The following is a 19,723-nucleotide window of genomic DNA, read 5'->3' as shown; positions in this document are numbered from 1 at the left end:
GGCAGTACGGGGATAATTGCGCCCCTTATGTCCTTGAAGATCACCTTTCCCGAGTCACTCCCAGTCTCCAGTCGCCGCACCGAAATCATGGAGGCCATGGAGCGCCACCAGGTCATCATCGTCTGTGGCGAGACCGGCTCGGGCAAGACCACGCAGTTGCCCAAGATTGCCCTGGCGCTGGGGCGGGGCAAGCTGAATGCGCAGCCCGATGCCCACGGCCAGGTGCGCGGCCGCCTGATCGGCCACACGCAGCCACGCCGGATTGCGGCCAGCTCCGTGGCCAAGCGCATTGCCGAGGAACTGAACACCCCGCTGGGCGAGGTGGTGGGCTACAAGGTGCGCTTCCAGGACACGCTGCAAAAGGGCGCCTCGGTCAAGCTGATGACGGACGGCATCTTGCTGGCCGAGACGCAGACCGACCCCTTGCTGCGCGCCTACGACACGCTGATCATCGACGAGGCGCACGAGCGCAGCCTGAACATCGACTTCCTGCTGGGCTACCTCAAGCAGATCCTGCCCAAGCGCCCGGACCTGAAGGTGGTGGTGACCTCTGCCACCATCGACGCCGACCGTTTTGCCAAGCACTTCGAAAGCGCCCAAGGGCCTGCGCCGGTGATCATGGTCTCGGGCCGCACCTACCCGGTGGAGATGCGCTGGCGGCCCTTCGAGGAAAAGAAGGACTACGACCTGCACGACGCCATCGCCGAGGGCGTGGATGAGCTGTGGCAGGGTGGCGCGGGGGGCGACATCCTGGTCTTCCTGCCGGGCGAGCGCGAGATCCGCGAGGCCGCCGACCACCTGCGCAAGCACCTGCAGAACTACCCGGCGTTGCGCAGCGCCGAGGTGCTGCCACTGTTTTCGCGCCTGTCGCAGGCCGAGCAGGACCGCATCTTTGATGGCCACACCGGCCGGCGCATCGTGCTGGCCACCAACGTGGCCGAAACTTCGCTCACGGTACCTGGCATCCGATACGTGATTGACGCAGGCACGGCGCGCGTCAAGCGCTATTCCTTCCGTAGCAAGGTGGAGCAGTTGCTGGTCGAGCCCATCAGCCAGGCGGCCGCCAACCAGCGCGCCGGCCGCTGCGGCCGCGTGGCCCACGGCATCTGCATCCGCCTGTACGACGAGGCCGATTTCACCAGCCGCGCCCGCTTCACCGACCCGGAAATCCTGCGCAGCTCGCTGGCTGGCGTGATCCTGCGCATGAAGTCGCTGGGCCTGGGCGATGTGGTGAACTTCCCGTTCCTGGAAGCGCCCTCGGGCCGTGCCATTGCCGACGGCTACCAGCTGCTGGCCGAGCTGGGCGCCGTGGACGAGCGCGGCCACCTGCTGCCCATGGGCCAGGAGCTGGCCCGCCTGCCGCTGGACCCGCGCGTGGGGCGCATGATTCTGGAGGCGCGTGCGCGCGGTGCCGTGGCCGAGGTGCTGGTGATTGCCTCGGCCCTGTCGGTGCCGGACGTGCGCGACCGGCCGCTGGAAGCCCAGCAGCAGGCCGACCAGCAGCATGCCAAGTTCGATGACGAGAAAAGCGAGTTCACCGGCTACCTGCGCCTGTGGAAATGGCTGCAGGACGCGCGCGGCGGCAAGGTGGTGGCCAAGACGCGCGCGGAGATGGCGGCGCAAAGCAAGCCCGCGGCCAAGCCTTCGGCGCGCAACCAGGCCTTCCTGCCGGTCAGCCAGCGCGCCAGCGGCGCGCAGCCCGAGGGCACGGTGGAGGAGCGGCTGGCGCTGTTCAACCCATCCGAAACGGTGGAGGACGCCACGCACAAGCTCAGCAACCGCCAGTGGGAACAGTTGCTGCGCCAGAACTACATCAACATCCGCCGCGTGCGCGAGTGGCGCGACATCCATTCCCAGCTGCTGACGGTGGTCAAGGAGCACCGCTGGCAGATCAACACCGAGGCCGCCGGCTACGACGCCGTGCACCTGTCCATGCTGTCCGGTCTGCTGGGCAACATCGGCTACAAGGGCGAGGAGAGCGACGCCTACCTGGGCGCGCACGGCATCAAGTTCCACCCGCACCCCGGTGCCCACCTGAGCAAGAAGCCCGGGCGCTGGATCGTGGCGGCCGAGCAGGTCGAGACCTCGCGCCTGTATGGCCGCGGCATTGCCGCCATCGAGCCGCAGTGGCTGGAGGAGGTGGGCGCGCACCTGCTGAAAAAGCAGCTGCTGGACCCGCACTGGTCCAAGAAGCAGGCCGACGTGGTGGCGCTGGAGCGCGCCACGCTCTACGGCCTGGTGGTCTACAGCGGCCGCCGCGTCAGCTACGGCCGGGTCGATCCCGATGCGGCGCGCACCCAGTTCATCCGCCAGGCGCTGGTGGAGGGCGAGTGGGACACGCACTGGCACTTCCTGGCCGCCAACCTCAAGCTGGTGCGCAAGGTCGAGGAGCTGGAGCACAAGAGCCGCCGCCAGGACGTGCTGGTGGACGACGAGCTGATCTTCGCCTTCTACGACCAGCACCTGCCGCGCGACGTGTACAGCGGCGCCACCTTCGACCAGTGGTTCCGCGCCGCGGGCAAGGGCCAGCCCGAGCTGCTGCGCCTGTCCAGGGACGAGCTGATGCGCCACGAGGCCGCCGGCATCACCACCGACAACTTCCCCAAGGTGGTCAAGCTGGGCGGTGTGGACTGCAGCGCGGCCTACCTGCACAGCCCCGGCGATGCGCGCGATGGCGTCACCGTCACCGTGCCGCTGTTCGTGCTCAACCAAGTGTCCGAGGAGCGCGCCGAGTGGCTGGTGCCCGGCATGCTCAAGGACAAGATCCAGGCCCTGCTCAAGAGCCTGCCGCAGCGCCCGCGCAGCCGTTTCGTGCCGCTGCCCGAGAACGCGGCGCGCCTGGCCGAGCTGTTCACGCAGTCCGAGCGCTGGGCCAAGGGCGGGCTGATTGAGGCCCTGCTCAAGCAGGTGCGCGACGAGACCTCGCTGGACGTCAAGCGCGCCGACTTCAAGCTGGACATGCTCAGCCCGCACCTGTTCATGAACTTCCGTGTGATCGACGAGCACGGCCGCCAGCTGGGCCAGGGCCGCAATCTGGCCGCCCTCAAGGCCGAGTGGGGCGCCAAGGCACGCGGTGCCTTTCAGGCGCTGGCGGCGCTCAAGGTCAGCAGCACCGTCGAGGCGCCCAAGTCTTCAGAGCAAAAACAGCCTCTAGCGCAAGCAGGGCAAGCGCAGGCAGCTCCTAAAAACGACAAGGTCGCACCTCCCAAGTCGCCGGCCCAGAAGGCCGAGCAGCGCTACACCGCCTGGAGCTTTGGCGAGCTGCCCGAGCTGATGGAGATCAGCAAGGGCAGCACCACCCTGATCGGCTTTCCCGCGCTGATCGACCATGGCAGCGAGGTCGGCATCGAGGTGTTCGATGAGCCCGAGGTGGCCGCCGCCCGCCACCGCGTGGGCCTGCGCCGCCTGTTTGCGCTGCAGATCAAGGACGCGCTCAAGTACCTGGAAAAGAACATCCCGGACCTGCAGAAGATGGCCGTGGCCTACATGCCGCTGGGCACGCAGGAGGAGCTGCGCGCCCAGATCATCGATGTGGCGATCGACCGTGCCTTCCTGCAGGAGCCCCTGCCCGCGAATGCGGCGGATTTCCATCAGCGCGTGCAGGACGGGCGCGGGCGCCTGACCCTGATCGCCAACGAGGTGGCCCGCATGGCCGGCACCATCCTGACCGAGTACGCCGCTGCGGCGCGCAAGATCAAGGACACCAAAAATGCTCCGGAAGCCACGAAGGACGCGGGCGAGCAGCTACAAAAGCTGATGCCTAAGAACTTCATCGCCGTGGCCCCCTGGGCCCAGCTGGGGCATTACGCGCGCTACCTCAAGGCCATCACCACGCGCCTGGACAAGTACCGCGCCGATCCGGCGCGCGATGCCGCCAAGCTCAAGGAACTGCAGCCGCTGGAGCAGCGCTACTGGCGCCTGGTGGCCGAGCGCAAGGGCCAGGTGGACGCACGCATGCAAGAGTACCGCTGGATGCTGGAGGAGCTGCGCGTGAGCTTTTTCGCGCAGGAGCTGCGCACGCCGTACCCGGTCAGTGCCAAGCGCCTGGACAAGGTCTGGGGCCAGCTGCAGCAGTGAACGGGCGCGAGGCGCCGCGTGCGCTCCGGCCGCTGTTGCGGTGGCCGGGGCAATGCCTCAGCGCTGCGCGGTGGCGCTGGGGGCCTGCGGCGCAGCCGCCGTACCCGCCGTACCCCGTGCCTGCTTGCCGATCAGGCCCAGGTGCGTGAAGCCAAAGCCTTGCGCATATTTCAGGCCGTAGCCCAAGGCCCGGTCAAAGCCGATGTGCGCCGCCCAGATCAGGCCGGCCGCCAGCCACAACGGGTGCGGCAGCAGCACGCCGGCCAGCAGGCAGGCCAGGGTGCCGATGTAGGCGTGGCTCAGGTTGTAGGCGATGGCGCCCACGCGGGCCCCGGCCAGGTAGCCCAGAAAGGCCAGGTCCGGCACCAGGAACAGGGTGGCAAACCAGCCCCAGCCCTGGCCGTAGCGGGCATAGCAGGCCGTGGCGACCAGCAGCACGCACAGCCCTTCAAGGCGCAAGGTGGTGCGCAGGGCGCCGGTGACGGCTCCGGTCATGGGGGGCGCCAGGGAGTCGGTATGGATGGACATGCCCCGCATCCTAGCGGGCCGGTGGCGGGTGGCCGCGCCATATCGCTGCACCAGCGTCAAGCTTGGCCGTCACAAACCTGGGTGTTTTGGGCTTGAGCCCCGGGGCCGGCGCGTGCACAATGCGGCGGCGCAACAAGGGACGCCGCGCAAGTGGGTGCTTGGTGACAACCCACAGCGGTGTGCCACAGACACAGACAGGGAGACACCATGTTCCGCACACTTTTGAAGTCCAAGATCCACCGGGTCAAGACCACGCAATGCGAGCTGCACTACGAAGGCTCGTGCGCGATCGACGAGGATCTGCTGGACGCTGCCAACATCGCCGAAAACGAGCAGATCCACATCTGGAACATTGACAACGGCGAGCGCTTCGTCACTTACGCCATCAAGGGGCAGCGCGGCAGCGGCATGATTTCGGTGAATGGCTCGGCCGCGCGCCGTGCCGCCGTGGGCGATCTGCTGATCATTGCCGCCTTTGCCCAGGTGCACGAAAGCGATGTCGCGGAGCACCAGCCCCAGCTGGTGTTCGTGGACGAACACAACCGCCAGACCGAGCTGCGCCACAAGGTGCCGACGCAGACGCTGTGAACCGGCGCTGAGCCGCTTTCCATGTTCCCCGGGCGCTGGGTGCCCGGGGGCTCCGTTGAACCAGCCCGGGCGGGCAGGGCGCCAGCGCCCCCGCCACCGTGGCGCAGGTGATTGACCGACATGACTTCATTGCACACAGATGGCGGTGTCCCCACGGGCACGCCGTACGGAACCATCCCCCCCGCATCCCCCATGCCGGCCCGCAAGCCGGTGAGCCTGCCGCGCCTGGCGCACATGCGGGCGCAGGGCGAAAAGATCGCCATGCTGACGGCCTACGACGCCACGTTTGCGGCCGTGGCCGATGCGGCGGGCGTGGACTGCATCCTGGTGGGCGACTCCCTGGGCATGGTCTGCCAGGGGCGGCACAGCACCGTGGGCGTGTCGGTGGAGGACATGGTCTACCACACGGCCAGCGTGGCGCGCGGCCTGCACCGCAGCCAGGGCACGACCTGGCTGGTGGCCGACATGCCCTATGGCAGCTACGCCGAAAGCGCCGAGCAGGCCATGCGCAATGCCTGCGCCCTGATGCAGGCCGGTGCGCACATGGTCAAGCTGGAGGGTGGCGGCTGGACGGCCCGCACGGTGGAGTTCCTGGTGGCGCGCGGGGTGCCCGTGTGCGCCCACCTGGGGCTGACACCGCAGACCGTGTACGCCCTGGGCGGCTACCGCGTCCAGGGCAAGGACGAAGCCGCCGCGCAGCTGCTGCGCCAGCAGTCGCTGGAGCTGCAGAACGCCGGCGCGGCCATGCTGGTGCTGGAGATGGTGCCGGCGGCCCTGGCCGCCAGCATCACCCAGGAGCTGGCGCACTGCCACACCATCGGCATTGGCGCCGGCAACGGCACGGCCGGGCAGGTGCTGGTGCTGCACGACATGCTGGGCATGAACCTGGGCAAGATGCCCAAGTTCGTGCACAACTTCATGCAGGAGGCCGGCAGCATCAAGGGGGCCATGCAGGCCTACGTGCAGGCCGTGAAGGCCGGCAGCTTCCCGGACAACCAATTGCACGCCTGGTAAGCCACCGGGCGTTTCCCACCCCAGAGAGATTGCTGCCATGCAGATCGTTCACACCGTCGAGGCCTTGCGCCAGACCCTGGCCGGCCGTGGTCGGCCCGCCTTTGTGCCCACCATGGGTAACCTGCACGACGGCCACCTGTCCCTGGTGCGCCATGCGCGCGGGCATGGCGATGTCACCGTCGCCAGCATCTTCGTCAACCGCCTGCAGTTCCTGCCGCACGAAGACTTCGACAGCTACCCGCGCACCTTCGAGGCCGACTGCGCTAAGCTGCAGGCACAGGGCTGCGACGTGCTGTTCGCCCCGCGCGAGCCGGACCTGTACCCCCAGCCCCAGACCTTCAAGCTGCAGCCCGATCCGGCGCTGGCGGACATCCTGGAAGGGCATTTCCGCCCGGGCTTCTTTACCGGCGTGTGCACCGTGGTGATGAAGCTGTTCGCCTGCGTGTTCGGTGCCGCGGGCGGCGGGGTCGGGGTCTTTGGCAAGAAGGACTACCAGCAGTTGCTGGTGATCCGCCACATGGTGCAGCAGTTTGCGCTGCCCGTGCAGATCGTCGGGGTGGACACGGAGCGGGCCGGGGACGGCCTGGCCCTGAGTTCGCGCAATGCCTACCTCAGCGCCGAGCAGCGGGCCCAGGCCCGCGCGCTGTATGCGCAGCTGGAGTGGCTGGCCACCCAGGTGCGCCAGACGCAGCAGCCGCTGGCGCAGCTCGAAGCCCAGGCCATGGAACGCCTGACGGCCCTGGGCTGGCAGCCCGACTACCTGACCGTGCGCCAGCGGGACGACCTGCTGCCCCCGGCCGCCGGTGCGGCCCCGTCGTCGCCGCTGGTGGCCCTGGGCGCCGCCCGCCTGGGCAGCACCCGCTTGATCGACAACCTCGAGTTCTAGGCGCTAGGTACCCCAGCCCGGACCACCGTGGGGTGAGGGGGCTTTCTGCGGCAGGTCCGCTGCGGCCCGCCAGCTGGCAGGTCGGGGTGGTGTCAGGGCCGGGCATCTGAGCGCTTGTCCACCATGCCCCAGCGTTGGCGCACATCGCCTGTTGTTGGCGTGGCACGGCAGGGCTGCTACGCTGGTGCACTGTGTCATCTGTCCCCGGCCCGCACCACCCGGTGCGGGCCATCGCCTTGCCCATGTCCATTGCCCCTTCCTCTGCCCCGGTGTCCCCGGAGGCCACGTCCTCCCTGCCTGCCTTGCCGCGCCTGACGCGTGAAATGCTGGTGCTGACCGGCTTGTTGCAAGGCGGGCTGGTCTACGCCTTTGTGCAGGGCTGGCTGGGCAGCGAACCCCAGGCGCGCGCGCCCTGGCTGTCGCTGCTGCTGGCGGTCTCGCTGTTTGCGATGATGTCGGCGCTGCAACTGCGCGACCGCCTGTGGTGGGCCAGCCTGGCCGTGGTCGGCGCCGTGACGGCGGGGTTGAACTTCAGCGTCGTGTGGTTCATGGGCGATCGCTGGCTGCCCCGCATCTGGTGGCCCTGGCTGCTGGCCCAGGGCGCGCTGCTGCTGGTGGTCCTAGCCTGGGTGCAGGCGCTGTTGCAACACCGCAGCCTGCGCCATGTGCCGTATGCCAGCTTGTTCACGCACGCCTGGAACAACGCCATGGTGATTGGCTTTGTCACCAAATTTGTGGGGCTGTGCTGGTCGGTGCTGGGGCTGTGGGCGGGCTTGTTCGCGCTGCTAAAGGTGAAGTTGTTTGTCACCACCTTCACGCAGCCGCTGTTCGTCTGTCTGGCGACCGGGGGCATGGTCGGCGTGGGCCTGGTGCTGGCCCGTGGCCAGCCCAAACCGTTGCGCATGCTGTTGCAGTTGGCGCTGGCGCTGTGCAAGCTGCTGTTGCCCTTGCTGTCACTGGTGGTGGTGCTGTTCGTGCTGTTCCTGCCTTTCACGGGGGTGCAAAGTCTGTGGGAGACGCGCAAGGCCGCGCCGCTGCTGATGGGCGTGTGGCTGTGGATGCTGCTGTTTGTGAACGCCGTCTACCAGGACGGCGCGGCGAGCGAGGAACCCTATCCCGCGCCAGTGCGGGCCCTGATCGGTGCTGCCCTGGTGGCCATGCCGGTGCTGGCGGGGCTGGCCCTGTGGGCCGTCTGTCTGCGTGTGCAGCAATACGGCTGGACGCACGAGCGCGTCTGGGCGGTGGTCATGGCTGCAGTGCTGTTGCTGTATGCCGTGGGCTATGCCGTGATGGCGGTGCGCAGCTGGCAAGGTCCCTGGCTGGAGGGCGTGCAGCGCCTGAATCCGGCCATGTCCTGGCTGGTGGTGGTGCTGCTGGTGCTGCTGCACACGCCGTTGCTCGATCCCTACCGCCTGGGCGCGGCCAGCCAGCGCGAGCGCCTGCTGCAGTCCACGGCCCCGGTGTCCCTGGCCGATCTGGACAGCCTGCGCTGGGAACATGGCCGCCATGGCTTGGCCGCGCTGCAGTCCTTGCAGTCCGAGGCGCGCTTTGCCACCGGGGAGGTCGCCCAGTGGCTGGCCCAGGTGCTGGTGGCGACAGAGCGCATGACGCGCGCGCCGCGGGCCGAAGCCCCGCCGCAGCCGCTGGCCGGCCACCTGGAGCTGGCGCCAGGGCACGAACGCCCGGCGCAGGACTGGTGGGCCGCCATCGAAACGCCGCCGCTGCGCGATCATCTGGCGCATTGCCTGCGTGAGGATGTGCGCTGCCTGGTCTTGCAACTGCCGCTGGAGCGCCAGGGCCCGCCCTTGCCACTGGTCTGCCGTCTGGGGGGCTACACCACCAGTTGCCAGGTGTTTGGTCCGCAGGCGCAGGGCGGCTGGACGCGGGTGGGGCAGTTGGCCTGGGGAGGGCTGTCACCCGAGGGGCGTGCGCAACTGGCCCAGGCCGTGCAAGAAGGCCAGTTGTCCGTGCAGACCCCGCGCTGGAACGATGTGGTGGTGACGGGGGCGCAGGACCTGCCGGCAGGGCGCCTGCGTGACTGAGGTCGGTCCGAGTGGGGGCAACCCCAGGCGCGAGCGGCCGCCGCTGCTGGTTGGCAGGGGCCGCGCTGGGGGAGCTCCTGATTGTGTAGCTGTTAACACAAAGTGGATAAGCTCCTGAAGCCGTTTTGACCATTGAAATCAACCGGCATACAGCAACAAGGCCAGGTGGGGCCACAGCACATACAGGTACACCGGATGCGGGCGCCATGGGGGGCGAACTCCCGGTGCGCGCGGGCTGGGAGCAGGGGCAGGTGGCGCAGCCGCGGGACTGAGGTCCGCAATGCTGAGCAGCGAGGCCATCCAGAAACGGCAGGCTTGCGCGGGGTCGGTCACCATGCGGGGGGCTCCATGCTTCAACTTGGATAGCGCATGCTGCGCCGCATATGTGACAGTTTGTCGAAGCCGGTGCCGATCGCGGCGTTGGATGACAGCGTGTTCGTTCGCAGGTTCCGCAGGGTGAAACCCGAAAACGGGTCACGCACGTGACCCCGGGTGGGGACCTACCCGAATGCGCCGCCCGGGTGGAGGCGATAGTTTCAGGGCATTCGCAACCCTCTCACGGACCTGCTTCATGCGCGCACACTTCCAACACTGGCCCCGTCGCACCCCCCGGACCTTGATGCCTCCCGCCACCTCGTTGTGGGACAACCTGGCGATCAGTGCGCGCCGTTACCCGTCCAAGCCCGCGCTGCACTTCTTCGGCCGGGCCGTCAGCTACCGCGAACTCGCCGAGGGGGCCGAGCGCCTGGCCGCCCACCTGCACAGCGCCGGCGTGCGCCAGGGCGACCGCGTGATCCTGCTGATGCAGAACCTGCCCCAGCTGGTGCTGGCGCACTTTGCCATCCTGCGCGCGAACGCCGTGGTGGTGCCGGTGAACCCGATGAACCTGGCCGAGGAACTCAAGCACTACATCACCGACGGCGAGGTCCAGGTGGCCATCACCACGGCCGACCTGGGGGCCGAGCTGGTTAAGGCCAGCAATGCCTTGCCCGCCGGCCAGGGCCTGCAGCAGGTGGTGGTGACCCAGCTGGGCGACTATCTGCCGCCACCCGCGCAGCGCGAGCCGGTGCCCGAAGTCTGGCAGGCCTGGCTGACCATGCCGCGCCCGGCCCTGCAGCTGGAGGGCGGGCAGGTCGTGCCCTGGGACCAGGCGCTGGCCTGCACTGCGCCCGCACCGGCGCTGACGGTGGGCCCGCAGGACCTGAGCGTGCTGCCCTACACCAGCGGCACCACCGGCCTGCCCAAGGGCTGCATGCACACGCACGCCAGCATCATGTTCAATGCCGTGGCCAGCGCGGTGTGGGGGGCGGCCACCAGCGAGAACGTGACCCTGGCGGTCATCCCCATGTTCCACATCACGGGCATGGTGTCCATGATGCATTCCACCATCTACGCCGGCGGCAGCATGGTGCTGATGCCGCGCTGGGACCGGGAGCTGGCCGGGCGCCTGATCTCGCAGTACAAGGTCACCAACTGGACCAACATCCCGACCATGGTGATCGACCTGTTTGCCAGCCCGAACTTCCAGCAGTTCGACCTCAGCAGCCTGACCTACATCGGCGGTGGCGGCGCCGCCATGCCCCAGGCAGTGGCGCAGCGGTTGTTCGAGGCCTATGGCCTGCGCTACCAGGAGGGCTATGGGCTGACAGAAACCGCGGCCCCCTCGCACAACAACCCGCCCGAGCATGCCAAGCAGCAGTGCCTGGGCATCCCCTTCATCAGCACCGATGCGCGCGTGGTCGACCCCGACACGCTGCAGGAAATGCCCGTGGGTGAGCAGGGCGAGATCGTGGTGTGCGGCCCGCAGGTCTTCCAGGGCTACTGGCGCAACGAGGCCGCGACCCGCGCGGTGTTTGTGGAGATCGACGGGCAGCGGTTCTTCCGCACCGGCGACCTGGGGCGCGTGGACGAGGATGGCTACTTCTTCATCACCGACCGCCTCAAGCGCATGATCAATGCCAGCGGCTTCAAGGTCTGGCCGGCCGAGGTGGAGGCGCTGATGTTCCGCCACCCCGCCATCCAGGAGGCCTGTGTGATCGCCGCCAAGGACGCCTACCGCGGCGAGACGGTCAAGGCCGTGGTGGTGCTGCGCGCCAGCCACCAGGGGCAGGAGACCGAGGAAAGCATCATCGCCTGGTGCCGCGACAACATGGCCGCCTACAAGGTGCCACGCCTGGTGTCCTTTGTCGACGCCCTGCCCAAGAGCGGCAGCGGCAAGGTGATGTGGCGCCTGCTGCAGGAGGCCGAGACTGCCACCGCCTGAGGCCAGCGCCGGGCTCCACCAGCCGATGGTGGACCCGGTGTGGGCAGCGGTTGGCGTTTTTCATAGCTGCCCGCGCAGGTGGGATGCGTGCTGGCAGCCATTTTTATTCAAAGGCAACATCCGCCCCGTGGCTGCGGCAGATCAAGCATTTTCTGGCGCACCAGCCCGGCAGGGCCGCTGCCGAGGAGTAAGCTTGGGGCGCTATGGCCCATGTCACTTTTCCCCCTCCCTACCATTCCCCCAACCGCGTCGCCGACCAGTTGCGCGACCATGGCTATGCCGTGCTGCAGCCCGCGGATACAGCGGCCTGGATTGGCTGCGAGGTGGCGGACCTGATGGCGCTGACCCCGGACTGGGCGTCCCTGCCGCCCGATGAATTCCTGCGCGACGGCGGACGCTACCGCTTTCGCCGCCATGCCAGCTTCCGGGTGCAGGGCGATGCCGTGCAGCAGGTGCCGCACCGCGCGCACTGGCAGCCGGTCAAGTACAACGCCTTGCATGGCGGCATGGAGCGCTGGTTTGCGCCCATGCTGGCCCACACCACGCAGCTGGCCGTGTGGCAGCAGCTGATTGCCAAGCTGGCCCAGCTGTCGCAGCAGCTGTTTGCGCCCGATCCGGCCGAGCCCTGCTTTGTGGAGGCGCACCAGTTCCGCATCGACACGGCCAGCGGCATCGGCCGCCCGACGCCCGAAGGTGCGCACCGCGACGGCGTGGACCTGGTCGCCGTGTTCCTGGTGGGGCGCGAAGGCGTGAAGGGGGGCGAGACTCGTGTGTTCGAGGCCAGCGGCCCCAGCGGGCTGCGCTTCACCCTGACCGAGCCCTGGTCGCTGATGCTGCTAGACGATGCCCGCATGATCCACGAATCCACCCCCATCCAGCCCCTGGACGAGGCCCGCCACGGCGCGCGCGACACCCTGGTGGTGACCTGCCGCCGGCAGTGCTTCCAGGGCGATGAGGGCAAGAATCCAGTCTGAGTTCCTGTCTGATTTGACACGCGTCAAGACAGTCGGTGTACTACAGGGGCAGACTGCATCCATGGGCTGGCACATGCCAGCCCCTGTTTCACACAACGAGGAGTTATCCATGTTCAAGCACATTCTGGTTCCGGTGGACGGTTCGGCCACTTCCATGCTGGCCGTGACCAAGGCCGCCGAGTTGGCCAAGGCCTTTGGCAGCGAAGTCACCGCCGTCTACGTGCTCGATCCCTATCCCTTCACGGGCGTGGGCGCCGACTTTGCCTATGGCCAGGCCCAGTACCTGAGCGCGGCCACCGCCGAAGCCAACAAGGCGCTGGAAGACGTGCAAAAGACCATGGCCGACGCCGGCGTGGCGGTCAAGACCCTGGTGGGCGAGGGCCATGCCGTGCACGAAGGCATTGCGCGCGTGGGCGAGAACGTGGGTGCCGACCTGATCGTCATGGGCTCGCACGGCCGCCGTGGCCTGGAAAAGCTGGTGCTGGGCAGCGTGGCGCAGCGCGTGCTGCAGACCGCCCATGTGCCGGTGCTGGTGGTGCGCGACTGAACACGCGCACCCCGCCCCAGGCCGGCCTGACAGGCCCGCGGGGGCGAGTTGCTTGCACAACGCTGCTTCGGCAGCGTTTTTTTATGGCGGGCTGGGGGACGGTGGGCTGCCGCCGCTGGCCGGGTGGACCTACTGGCCCAGGCGGGCGTACAGCGCATCGGCCACGCGCCGTGCGGTTTGCAGCATCTGGATGCTCAGCGGGGCCAGCAGGCGGATGCCGCCGCCGTTGCCGGTGCGCAGGCGGTGGGCTTCGTCCAGGCGCTTCCACTGCACGAAGAAATGCTCGATGAAGCGCAGCATCAGCGCCAGCTGCAGGGCAAAGCGCTCGGAGGGAAAGCCCAGCCGGCCCAGTGGGGCGAGCAGTTGTTCCAGCAACTGCAGCAGCTGGGTGGGGTGGGTGCTGACCGTCAGCGCCACGCCCAGGGTGGAGGCACAGGCCAGGCGCAGGGCGCTGACGGTGGCCAGCGCGTAGTGGCCCATGACGGCGTGGAAGACGGCGATCAGCGCGGCGGCGATCAGCACCGAGGCGATGAGGCGCCGCGCTACGCGCGTGGCCGCTCCCAGGCTGAACCACAGCACGGCACAGCCCAGGGCGCACAGTGCCAGGGCCCACGGAGCCTGCAGCAGGAACAGCACGGTGCTGAGCACGGCCATCAGCCCCAGCTTGAGGCCGGGGCGCAGGCCGTGCAGCCAGGTGTGGTGTTCGCTGTAGAGGCTGCCCATGCTCAGTTGCCCAGGGCCTGCAGGCGCTGGCGCACATCGGCCTCGTAGGCCGCGCAGACCGTGGCGCCGGGGCCGTCGGCACGCAACTGGCCCGCATCCAGCCAGAGCACGCGCTCGAAATGACGCACATGCTCCAGCAGGTGGGTGGAGACGATGATTTGTTGCGGTGCCTGCGCTATGTCGCGCGCCAGGCGTGCCTGGCCCGGCAGGTCCAGGCTGGCGTAGGGCTCGTCCAGCAGCAGGCTGCGCGGGCCGGCCAGCAGCAGCGCCAGCCAGCACACCTGCTGGCGCTGGCCCTGGCTGAGGCTGGTGACCGCACGCTCGGCCCAGTCCTGCAGGCCGCGCTGCTGCAGGAAGGCCAAGGCCTGTGCCTGGGCCTGCTGCTTGCTCAGCCCCTGTGGGCGCAGGCCCAGGGCCAGCTCCTCCAGCACGGTGGGGAAGATGATCTGGTCGTCCGGGTTCTGGAACATCATGCCGACCCAGCGGGCGCGCAGGCTGCCGGCGGCATGCAGGTCCTGGCCCTGGCTCAGCACCCGGCCGGTGTCGGGCACTTCCAGGCCACACAGCAGGCGCAGCAGGCTGGTCTTGCCGGCGCCGTTGTCACCGATCAGGCCGATGCGCGGCTCGGCCAGCGACAGGCTAAGTCCGTCGAACACCGTGGTGCGGCCACGTTGCAGGCGCACCTGCTGCAGCGCCAGGTGGGGCGCAGGGGCAAAGTCGGGGGCGGCAGCGGCGGTCAAGGTCATGCAGATGGGGCGAAGGGCAAGGCAGGGCGCATTGTGCCCGATGGGCCCGGGCCGGGCGGCCATGTAGGACGGTGCCCACGCGCTGGGCGCGGGTGGCTGCCCATAATGGTTGGCATTCCCAACCCAGGAGTTTTGTGATGAGCCAATACCAAATTGCGGTGATCGTGGGCAGTCTGCGCAAGGAATCGTTCAACCGCCAGCTGGCGCATGCCTTGATCAAGCTGGCCCCTGCGCAGGTGCAGTTCAAGGAGGTGGCGATCGGGGAGCTGCCCTTGTACAACCAGGACGCCGACGGCCACGAGGTGGCCGTGGTCAAGCAGTTCCGCGATGCCATCCGCAGCGCCGATGCGGTGCTGTTCGTGACGCCGGAGTACAACCGCTCCATGCCCGGTGTGCTCAAGAATGCGCTGGACCAGGGGTCGCGCCCCTATGGGCACAGCGTCTGGGACGGCAAGCCGGCGGCGGTGATCGGCATGTCGGTCGGCGCCATCGGCACGGCGCTGGCGCAGCAGCATTTGCGCAATGTGCTGGCCTACCTGAACATGCCCACGCTGGGGCAGCCGGAGATGTTCCTGCAGGCCAAGGACGGCTTTTTCAACGCCGATGGCAGCGTGGGCGAGCAAAGCCGTGCGTTCCTGCAGAAGTTTGTCGAACTGTTCGCCGGCTGGGTGGCGCAGCACAAACGCTAGGCCGAGGGGTGCAGCCGCTCTGACGCAACCTTAAAAAGAGAGCTGCCAGCGCAGGTACTGTGTGCTTTTGCAGAGGTTTTCTCTGTAAAAAGCAGCAAGCATAAGCGCTGGCAGCTCTTCTTTTTTAGTGTGTTTACGGGGCCTTGGCGCTGTCGATGGCGTCGACGATGGTCTTGCCCGTGCTTTGCACGCCAGGGCGGTTGAAGCCGGGGCCGGGGGTGACGGCCGGGTGGTCCAGCAGATATTGCCGCACTTGCTGGGCCTGGGCTGCGCGCGATGGGGCCTCCGGCGCGGGCGCCGGGGTGTTGCGCGTGTTGTACAGGTAGGTTTCGTACACGTCCGCCTGCTGGCGCAGCTCGGCCTGGTCGGCACGCTGCTGCTGCATCCAGTAGCCGCCGAGCACCAGTGCGCCGACCAGGATCGCGACGCTCAGCATCAGAAAGGAAGCCAGTTGGGAGTCATTGCTGCTGGAAGCAGCGGGTTTGCGTGCGGCCATGGTGAATGTCTGAAAACTAGGGTTAGCCCGAATCATTGTAGACGCTGGAAACACTGTGTAACTATTTGTGCTGCGATCGGGTGGGGCTTTGTGCACACCCAGCGGGTACCAGCCTTCGTGTTTGGCTATGTGCGTACTTCTACTTAGGTGGCCAAAATCATTGTTTTGGTGCGTGCAAGTGCCTGTTTTTGTTGGTGATTTGTGACGAATTTCCAGGGTTTCCGCCTAATCTTGGTGCGGGCCAATATTTTTAAAATGTGTGTCACATTGCTGCGGCCTGCCGCGCGCGTTCTGTTTTGCAGATGGCGTAGCTGCAGCCCCTGGCTCCACCGATTACTACCGACAACAAGGACTCCCATGGTCATGATTCGCCGTACTTTTATTGCCGCCTGCGCCACCGCTGCGCTGGCGACCGCAGCAGGCACCGCAGTGGCCGCCCCCAAAGAAGTGAAGATGGGCTATGCGCTGGCCGTGAATTCGCACTACGGTGCTGCGGCCAAGGCCTGGACGGAATCCGTGGAAAAGGCCACCGGTGGCGCCTTTGCCATCAAGCAGTTTCCATCCAGCGCGCTGGGCGGTGAGCGCGAGTTGATCGAAGGCCTGCAACTGGGTACGGTGGAAGCCGCAATTGTCTCCACCGGTGCGTTGAGCAACTTTGTGGGCGATGTCGGCATCGTGGATATTCCCTTCCTGTTCCGTGACACCAAGCACGCCCGTGCCGTGCTGGACGGCAAGTTTGGCCAGGACCTGCTGGGCAAGTTCAAGCAGCGCGGCCTGGTGGCACTGGCCTGGGGGGAGCAGGGCTTTCGCCACCTGACCAACAACAAGGTGGCGGTCAAGGGCGTGCCCGATATGAAGGGCCTGAAGATCCGCGTGACCGAGAACCCTGTGCACATCACGGCCTTCCGCACCCTGGGTGCGTCGCCCACCCCCATGTCCTGGCCTGAAGTGATCAGCGCCCTGCAGCAGGGCACCATCGACGGCCAGGAAAATCCCATTTCCGTGCTGACCTCCTCCAAGCTGTGGGAAGTGCAAAAGCACCTGTCGCTGACGGCCCACGTGTATGCGCCCATGGTGCTGATCCTGTCGCCCACCTTCTGGGGCAGCCTGACCGACGCGCAAAAGGCCGCCTTCACCGAAGGTGCCAAGGCCGGTGGCGTAGCGTCGCGTGCCTTCGTGGACGACGTGGAAACCAAGGGCGTGGAAATGGCCAAGAGCCATGGCATGCAGGTGGTCGAGAAGGTCGACACGGCGGCCTTCCGCACGGCCCTGGAGCCCGCGTACAAGCAGTACGCGAAGAAGTTCGGCCAACAGACGCTGGATGCGATTGCCAACGTGAAGTAAGCCAGCACGGCTTGCGCGATGCCAGGCCTGGCATCGGAGTGCCTGCGTGAGCCCCAGGGCCGCGCAGGCTTTTTGCCTTCGGGCGGATGGCGCAAGACCGTGTTTGGGTGCCCGGGCAATGAAGTCCTTGCATGCCCGGGGTGTCTGCACTCTTTTCGAGAAAGAGCCGCGTGCAGGGTGGGCCGGTAGCCCGCCCCCCACGCTCTATCGACGTATGCTGAATTGCATTGAACGGTGGCTGGTGGCCGCCAACCGCTGGATTTTGATCGTGCTGCTGCTGGCCATGGCCGGCATCATCTTCACCAACGTGGTGCTGCGCTACACCACGGGCGACTCCATTATCTGGGCCGAAGAGGTGGCCCGCCACATGATGATCTGGGTGGCCTTCCTGGGCGCCGGCCTGGCCCTGCGCTTTGGCGGCCATGTCGCCATCGACAACCTGCACCGCGCCGTGAGCACGCGCATGGCGCGCGTGATGCGCTCGCTGGTGCTGCTGGGCCTGTCGGCCTTCTTCATATTCATGGCGGTGGCCTCCAGCGACTATGTCTGGCGCACGCGTTTTCAGAGCACGGCCGCCACAGACATTCCGATCTCCTTCATCTATGCCGCGATGCCGGTGGGCTTTGTGCTGATGCTGGTGCACCTGCTGCTGATTGCCCGCCGTTATGTGCTGGAGGGCGACTACGCGCGCACCGAAGAGATCGATGGTGAAGCCGCAGGCTCGCTGTAAGCCAGGTCGGGACAGGGATTCAAAAAAATGACTTTGACTTTGATTGTGGGCCTGGTGCTGTTGATGGTGCTGGGCTTTCCGGTGGCCTTTGCCTTGGCCATCGCTTCCGCCATCGCCGTGTTTGTGGGGGGCAAGTACCCCCAACTGGTGGTGTTCAAGGAAATGTTCACCGGCATCGACAGCTTTCCGCTGATGGCCGTGCCGTTCTTCATCTTTGCGGCCGAGCTGATGTCGGGCGGCGCGCTGACCCAGGTGCTGCTGCGTTTTGCCGCGCAGTTCGTGGGGCACCTGCGTGGTGGCCTGGGCTATGCCAACGTGGGGTCGTCGGTGCTGTTTGCAGGGATCTCGGGCTCTGCCCTGGCCGATGCAGCCGGGCCCGGCGCCATGATGACCAAGATGATGACCAAGGCCGGCTATGACCGTCCGTATGCGGCCGCGTTGACGGCCAATTCGGCCATCATCGGTCCCATCATTCCACCGTCGATCAGCATGATCATCTACTCTTTGCAGGATGAGAACGTCTCGGTGGGCGCGCTGTTTATCGCGGGTTTTGTGCCGGGCCTGCTGATTGCCGCAGCGCTGTGTGCGGTGAATTGGTGGGTGAGCCGGCAGCGCGGCTACCGTTCCACCGAAGCACGTCCGTCCGGCAAGGATATGCTGCTCAACACCATCAAGGCCATCCCCGTGCTGCTGCTGGTGGCCTTGATCATTATTGGTATCCGCTTCGGGGTGTTCACCCCCACCGAGGCCTCGGTCGTGGCAGTGGTGTACGCCTTCATCTGCGGCAAGTGGATCTACCGCACGCTGCACTGGAGTGCGATCCCTGCCATCACCTCGCGTTCGGCATTGCTGACGGCGTCGGTGTTGCTGGTGATGGCGGCCTCCCAGCCGTTCGCCTGGATTCTGACGGTGGAGGGCGTGCCCCAGTACTTGTCCGAGCTGATCATCAGCTGGGAGCTGTCGCCCATCATGTTCCTGCTGGCGGTGAACGTGCTGCTGCTGATCTTTGGCATCTTCATGGAGCCACTGCCCGGCATCATGATTCTGGTGCCCATCCTGGCGCCGATTGCGAACGCCCTGGGCATCGATCCCATCCATTTCGCCATGGTGGTGGTGGTCAACCTGACACTGGGCATGATCACACCGCCGGTCGGGGGCTTGCTGTTCGTGACCTGTGTGGCGACGAAAACCTCGTTGTCCGAACTCAACCGCGAGCTGCCGATTTTCCTAGTGGCGCAACTGATCGTGCTGCTGCTGCTGACCTTTGTGCCTGCCCTGTCGGTGTGGCTGCCGCACTCCCTGGGCTTCTGAGTCGCGCGCCGCACCAAGCACAACGCCCGGATGTTCCGGGCGTTTTTTATGCAAGGTGGGTCGCGCAAAAGGGCAATAAAAAAGGCCTTGATTGCTCAAGACTGACTGTCAGGATCCAGGCGCAGCGCGAACAAATTTTCTCGCTGCTTCGGCTTCAATTGCACTATTGAGCTGAAACTAGAAGTGTGTGCTATTAACAGCATCGTTACTTTCAACTTCGCAGAGCTACTGTGCGTCATGCTCAGCAGTTCTTCAATATCAATACGAGAGGTACCACCTTGGCCAAAATAATCCACACAATGATTCGCGTTCATGACCTCGAGCGCTCGCTCAAGTTCTACGCTGACGCATTGGGACTCTCAGTCAGTCATCGACTGGACTTCCCAGATTTTTCCCTCGTTTACTTGCGCAATGAGCAGAACGACTTTGAAATTGAGCTGACCTGGAACAAAGGCAGAGAAGAGCCCTATTCACACGGCGATGGTTATGGGCATATCGCCGTGGCTGTTGAAGAGCTGGACAAAGAGCATGAGCGAATGACGGGCGCTGGGATCAATCCAGCCCCCATAAAGGAGTTCAAGCGTGGAGACGAAATGCTCGCGCGCTTTTTCTTCATCCAGGATCCGGACGGCTACAAGATAGAAGTGCTGCAGCGCGCGGGCCACTACATCTGAAGGCTGATGTTCAGCGCCATTTAGTCTGGCTACCACAGCAGGGATCTGCTTCCACAGAAGCACTAAGACGAATGCTGGCCATTGAGCGCTC

At 66.4% G+C, this 19,723-nt stretch carries 18 protein-coding genes; 13 read left to right on the top strand and 5 right to left on the bottom strand.

Annotated elements, in window-relative coordinates; translation table 11 throughout:
• The first annotated feature begins 27 nt into the window (after positions 1–27).
• Positions 28–4,077, top strand: a complete 4,050-nt coding sequence (gene hrpA / locus CA2_RS03825) for an ATP-dependent RNA helicase HrpA (protein ID WP_042412848.1) — start codon at positions 28–30, stop codon at positions 4,075–4,077.
• Between the two features lie 57 nt (positions 4,078–4,134).
• On the opposite strand, the gene CA2_RS03820 is transcribed toward hrpA, so the two are convergent.
• Complete coding sequence (locus tag CA2_RS03820; RefSeq protein WP_245620874.1) at positions 4,135–4,605, bottom strand: DUF4260 domain-containing protein; 471 nt, start codon at positions 4,603–4,605, stop codon at positions 4,135–4,137.
• 207 nt (positions 4,606–4,812) lie between these two features.
• Here CA2_RS03820 and panD point away from each other — a divergent pair, with 207 nt between their 5' ends.
• From panD to CA2_RS03800, 4 genes are all read left to right on the top strand, one after another.
• Positions 4,813–5,193 carry an aspartate 1-decarboxylase gene (gene panD / locus CA2_RS03815; protein ID WP_042412846.1) on the top strand — a complete coding sequence of 127 codons (381 nt, stop codon included), beginning with the start codon at positions 4,813–4,815 and terminating at the stop codon, positions 5,191–5,193.
• A gap of 120 nt (positions 5,194–5,313) precedes the next feature.
• Positions 5,314–6,207, top strand: a complete 894-nt coding sequence (gene panB, locus CA2_RS03810) for a 3-methyl-2-oxobutanoate hydroxymethyltransferase (protein WP_042412845.1) — start codon at positions 5,314–5,316, stop codon at positions 6,205–6,207.
• A 37-nt stretch (positions 6,208–6,244) separates the two neighbouring features.
• Entirely contained in the window at positions 6,245–7,093 is an 849-nt protein-coding gene (panC, locus tag CA2_RS03805) for a pantoate--beta-alanine ligase (protein ID WP_042412843.1), read from the top strand.
• A 191-nt stretch (positions 7,094–7,284) separates the two neighbouring features.
• On the top strand, positions 7,285–9,135 hold the full coding sequence (locus tag CA2_RS03800; protein WP_156105951.1) for a DUF4153 domain-containing protein: 1,851 nt from the start codon (positions 7,285–7,287) through the stop codon (positions 9,133–9,135).
• A gap of 138 nt (positions 9,136–9,273) precedes the next feature.
• Here CA2_RS03800 and CA2_RS17905 read toward each other — a convergent pair whose 3' ends face one another.
• On the bottom strand, positions 9,274–9,471 hold the full coding sequence (locus CA2_RS17905; protein WP_155895456.1) for a hypothetical protein: 198 nt from the start codon (positions 9,469–9,471) through the stop codon (positions 9,274–9,276).
• 235 nt (positions 9,472–9,706) lie between these two features.
• On the opposite strand from CA2_RS17905, the gene CA2_RS03795 reads away from it, so the two are divergent.
• The 3 genes from CA2_RS03795 (at position 9,707) to CA2_RS03785 (ending at position 12,919) form a co-directional block, all read left to right on the top strand.
• Positions 9,707–11,398 carry a long-chain fatty acid--CoA ligase gene (locus CA2_RS03795; protein ID WP_042412838.1) on the top strand — a complete coding sequence of 564 codons (1,692 nt, stop codon included), beginning with the start codon at positions 9,707–9,709 and terminating at the stop codon, positions 11,396–11,398.
• Positions 11,399–11,601: 203 nt separating this feature from the next.
• On the top strand, positions 11,602–12,372 hold the full coding sequence (locus CA2_RS03790; protein WP_042412836.1) for a 2OG-Fe dioxygenase family protein: 771 nt from the start codon (positions 11,602–11,604) through the stop codon (positions 12,370–12,372).
• Positions 12,373–12,481: 109 nt separating this feature from the next.
• Complete coding sequence (locus tag CA2_RS03785; protein WP_042412834.1) at positions 12,482–12,919, top strand: universal stress protein; 438 nt, start codon at positions 12,482–12,484, stop codon at positions 12,917–12,919.
• A 129-nt stretch (positions 12,920–13,048) separates the two neighbouring features.
• Here CA2_RS03785 and CA2_RS03780 read toward each other — a convergent pair whose 3' ends face one another.
• Both CA2_RS03780 and CA2_RS03775 read right to left on the bottom strand, forming a co-directional pair.
• Positions 13,049–13,642, bottom strand: a complete 594-nt coding sequence (locus CA2_RS03780) for an energy-coupling factor transporter transmembrane component T family protein (RefSeq protein ID WP_042412833.1) — start codon at positions 13,640–13,642, stop codon at positions 13,049–13,051.
• A gap of 2 nt (positions 13,643–13,644) precedes the next feature.
• Complete coding sequence (locus tag CA2_RS03775; protein WP_042412832.1) at positions 13,645–14,388, bottom strand: energy-coupling factor ABC transporter ATP-binding protein; 744 nt, start codon at positions 14,386–14,388, stop codon at positions 13,645–13,647.
• 137 nt (positions 14,389–14,525) lie between these two features.
• Between CA2_RS03775 and CA2_RS03770 the strand changes: the two genes are divergently transcribed.
• Positions 14,526–15,077 (top strand): NADPH-dependent FMN reductase, encoded by a 552-nt coding sequence (locus tag CA2_RS03770; protein WP_042412831.1) that lies wholly within the window; start codon positions 14,526–14,528, stop codon positions 15,075–15,077.
• A 133-nt stretch (positions 15,078–15,210) separates the two neighbouring features.
• Here the strand turns inward: CA2_RS03770 and CA2_RS03765 are convergent, their stop codons facing one another.
• Positions 15,211–15,573 carry a hypothetical protein gene (locus CA2_RS03765; RefSeq protein WP_042412830.1) on the bottom strand — a complete coding sequence of 121 codons (363 nt, stop codon included), beginning with the start codon at positions 15,571–15,573 and terminating at the stop codon, positions 15,211–15,213.
• Positions 15,574–15,930: 357 nt separating this feature from the next.
• Here CA2_RS03765 and CA2_RS03760 point away from each other — a divergent pair, with 357 nt between their 5' ends.
• The 4 genes from CA2_RS03760 to CA2_RS03745 all read left to right on the top strand — a co-directional run bounded on the left by CA2_RS03760 (position 15,931) and on the right by CA2_RS03745 (position 19,632).
• Positions 15,931–16,917 carry a TRAP transporter substrate-binding protein gene (locus CA2_RS03760; protein ID WP_042412828.1) on the top strand — a complete coding sequence of 329 codons (987 nt, stop codon included), beginning with the start codon at positions 15,931–15,933 and terminating at the stop codon, positions 16,915–16,917.
• A gap of 214 nt (positions 16,918–17,131) precedes the next feature.
• On the top strand, positions 17,132–17,647 hold the full coding sequence (locus CA2_RS03755; RefSeq protein WP_042412826.1) for a TRAP transporter small permease: 516 nt from the start codon (positions 17,132–17,134) through the stop codon (positions 17,645–17,647).
• Between the two features lie 27 nt (positions 17,648–17,674).
• Positions 17,675–18,958: a TRAP transporter large permease gene (locus tag CA2_RS03750; RefSeq protein ID WP_042412823.1), complete on the top strand. Its 1,284-nt coding sequence runs from the start codon at positions 17,675–17,677 to the stop codon at positions 18,956–18,958.
• Positions 18,959–19,236: 278 nt separating this feature from the next.
• A complete protein-coding gene (locus tag CA2_RS03745; protein WP_042413041.1) occupies positions 19,237–19,632 on the top strand; it encodes a VOC family protein in 396 nt (131 codons plus the stop codon).
• Positions 19,633–19,723: the final 91 nt, after the last annotated feature.

The organism is Comamonas aquatica NBRC 14918, assembly GCF_000739875.1.
In the GTDB taxonomy this organism is placed as follows: Bacteria; Pseudomonadota; Gammaproteobacteria; order Burkholderiales; family Burkholderiaceae_C; genus Comamonas; species Comamonas aquatica.
Note: the sequence above shows the minus strand (reverse complement) of the source record. Positions and strands in the feature narration are given on the sequence as shown.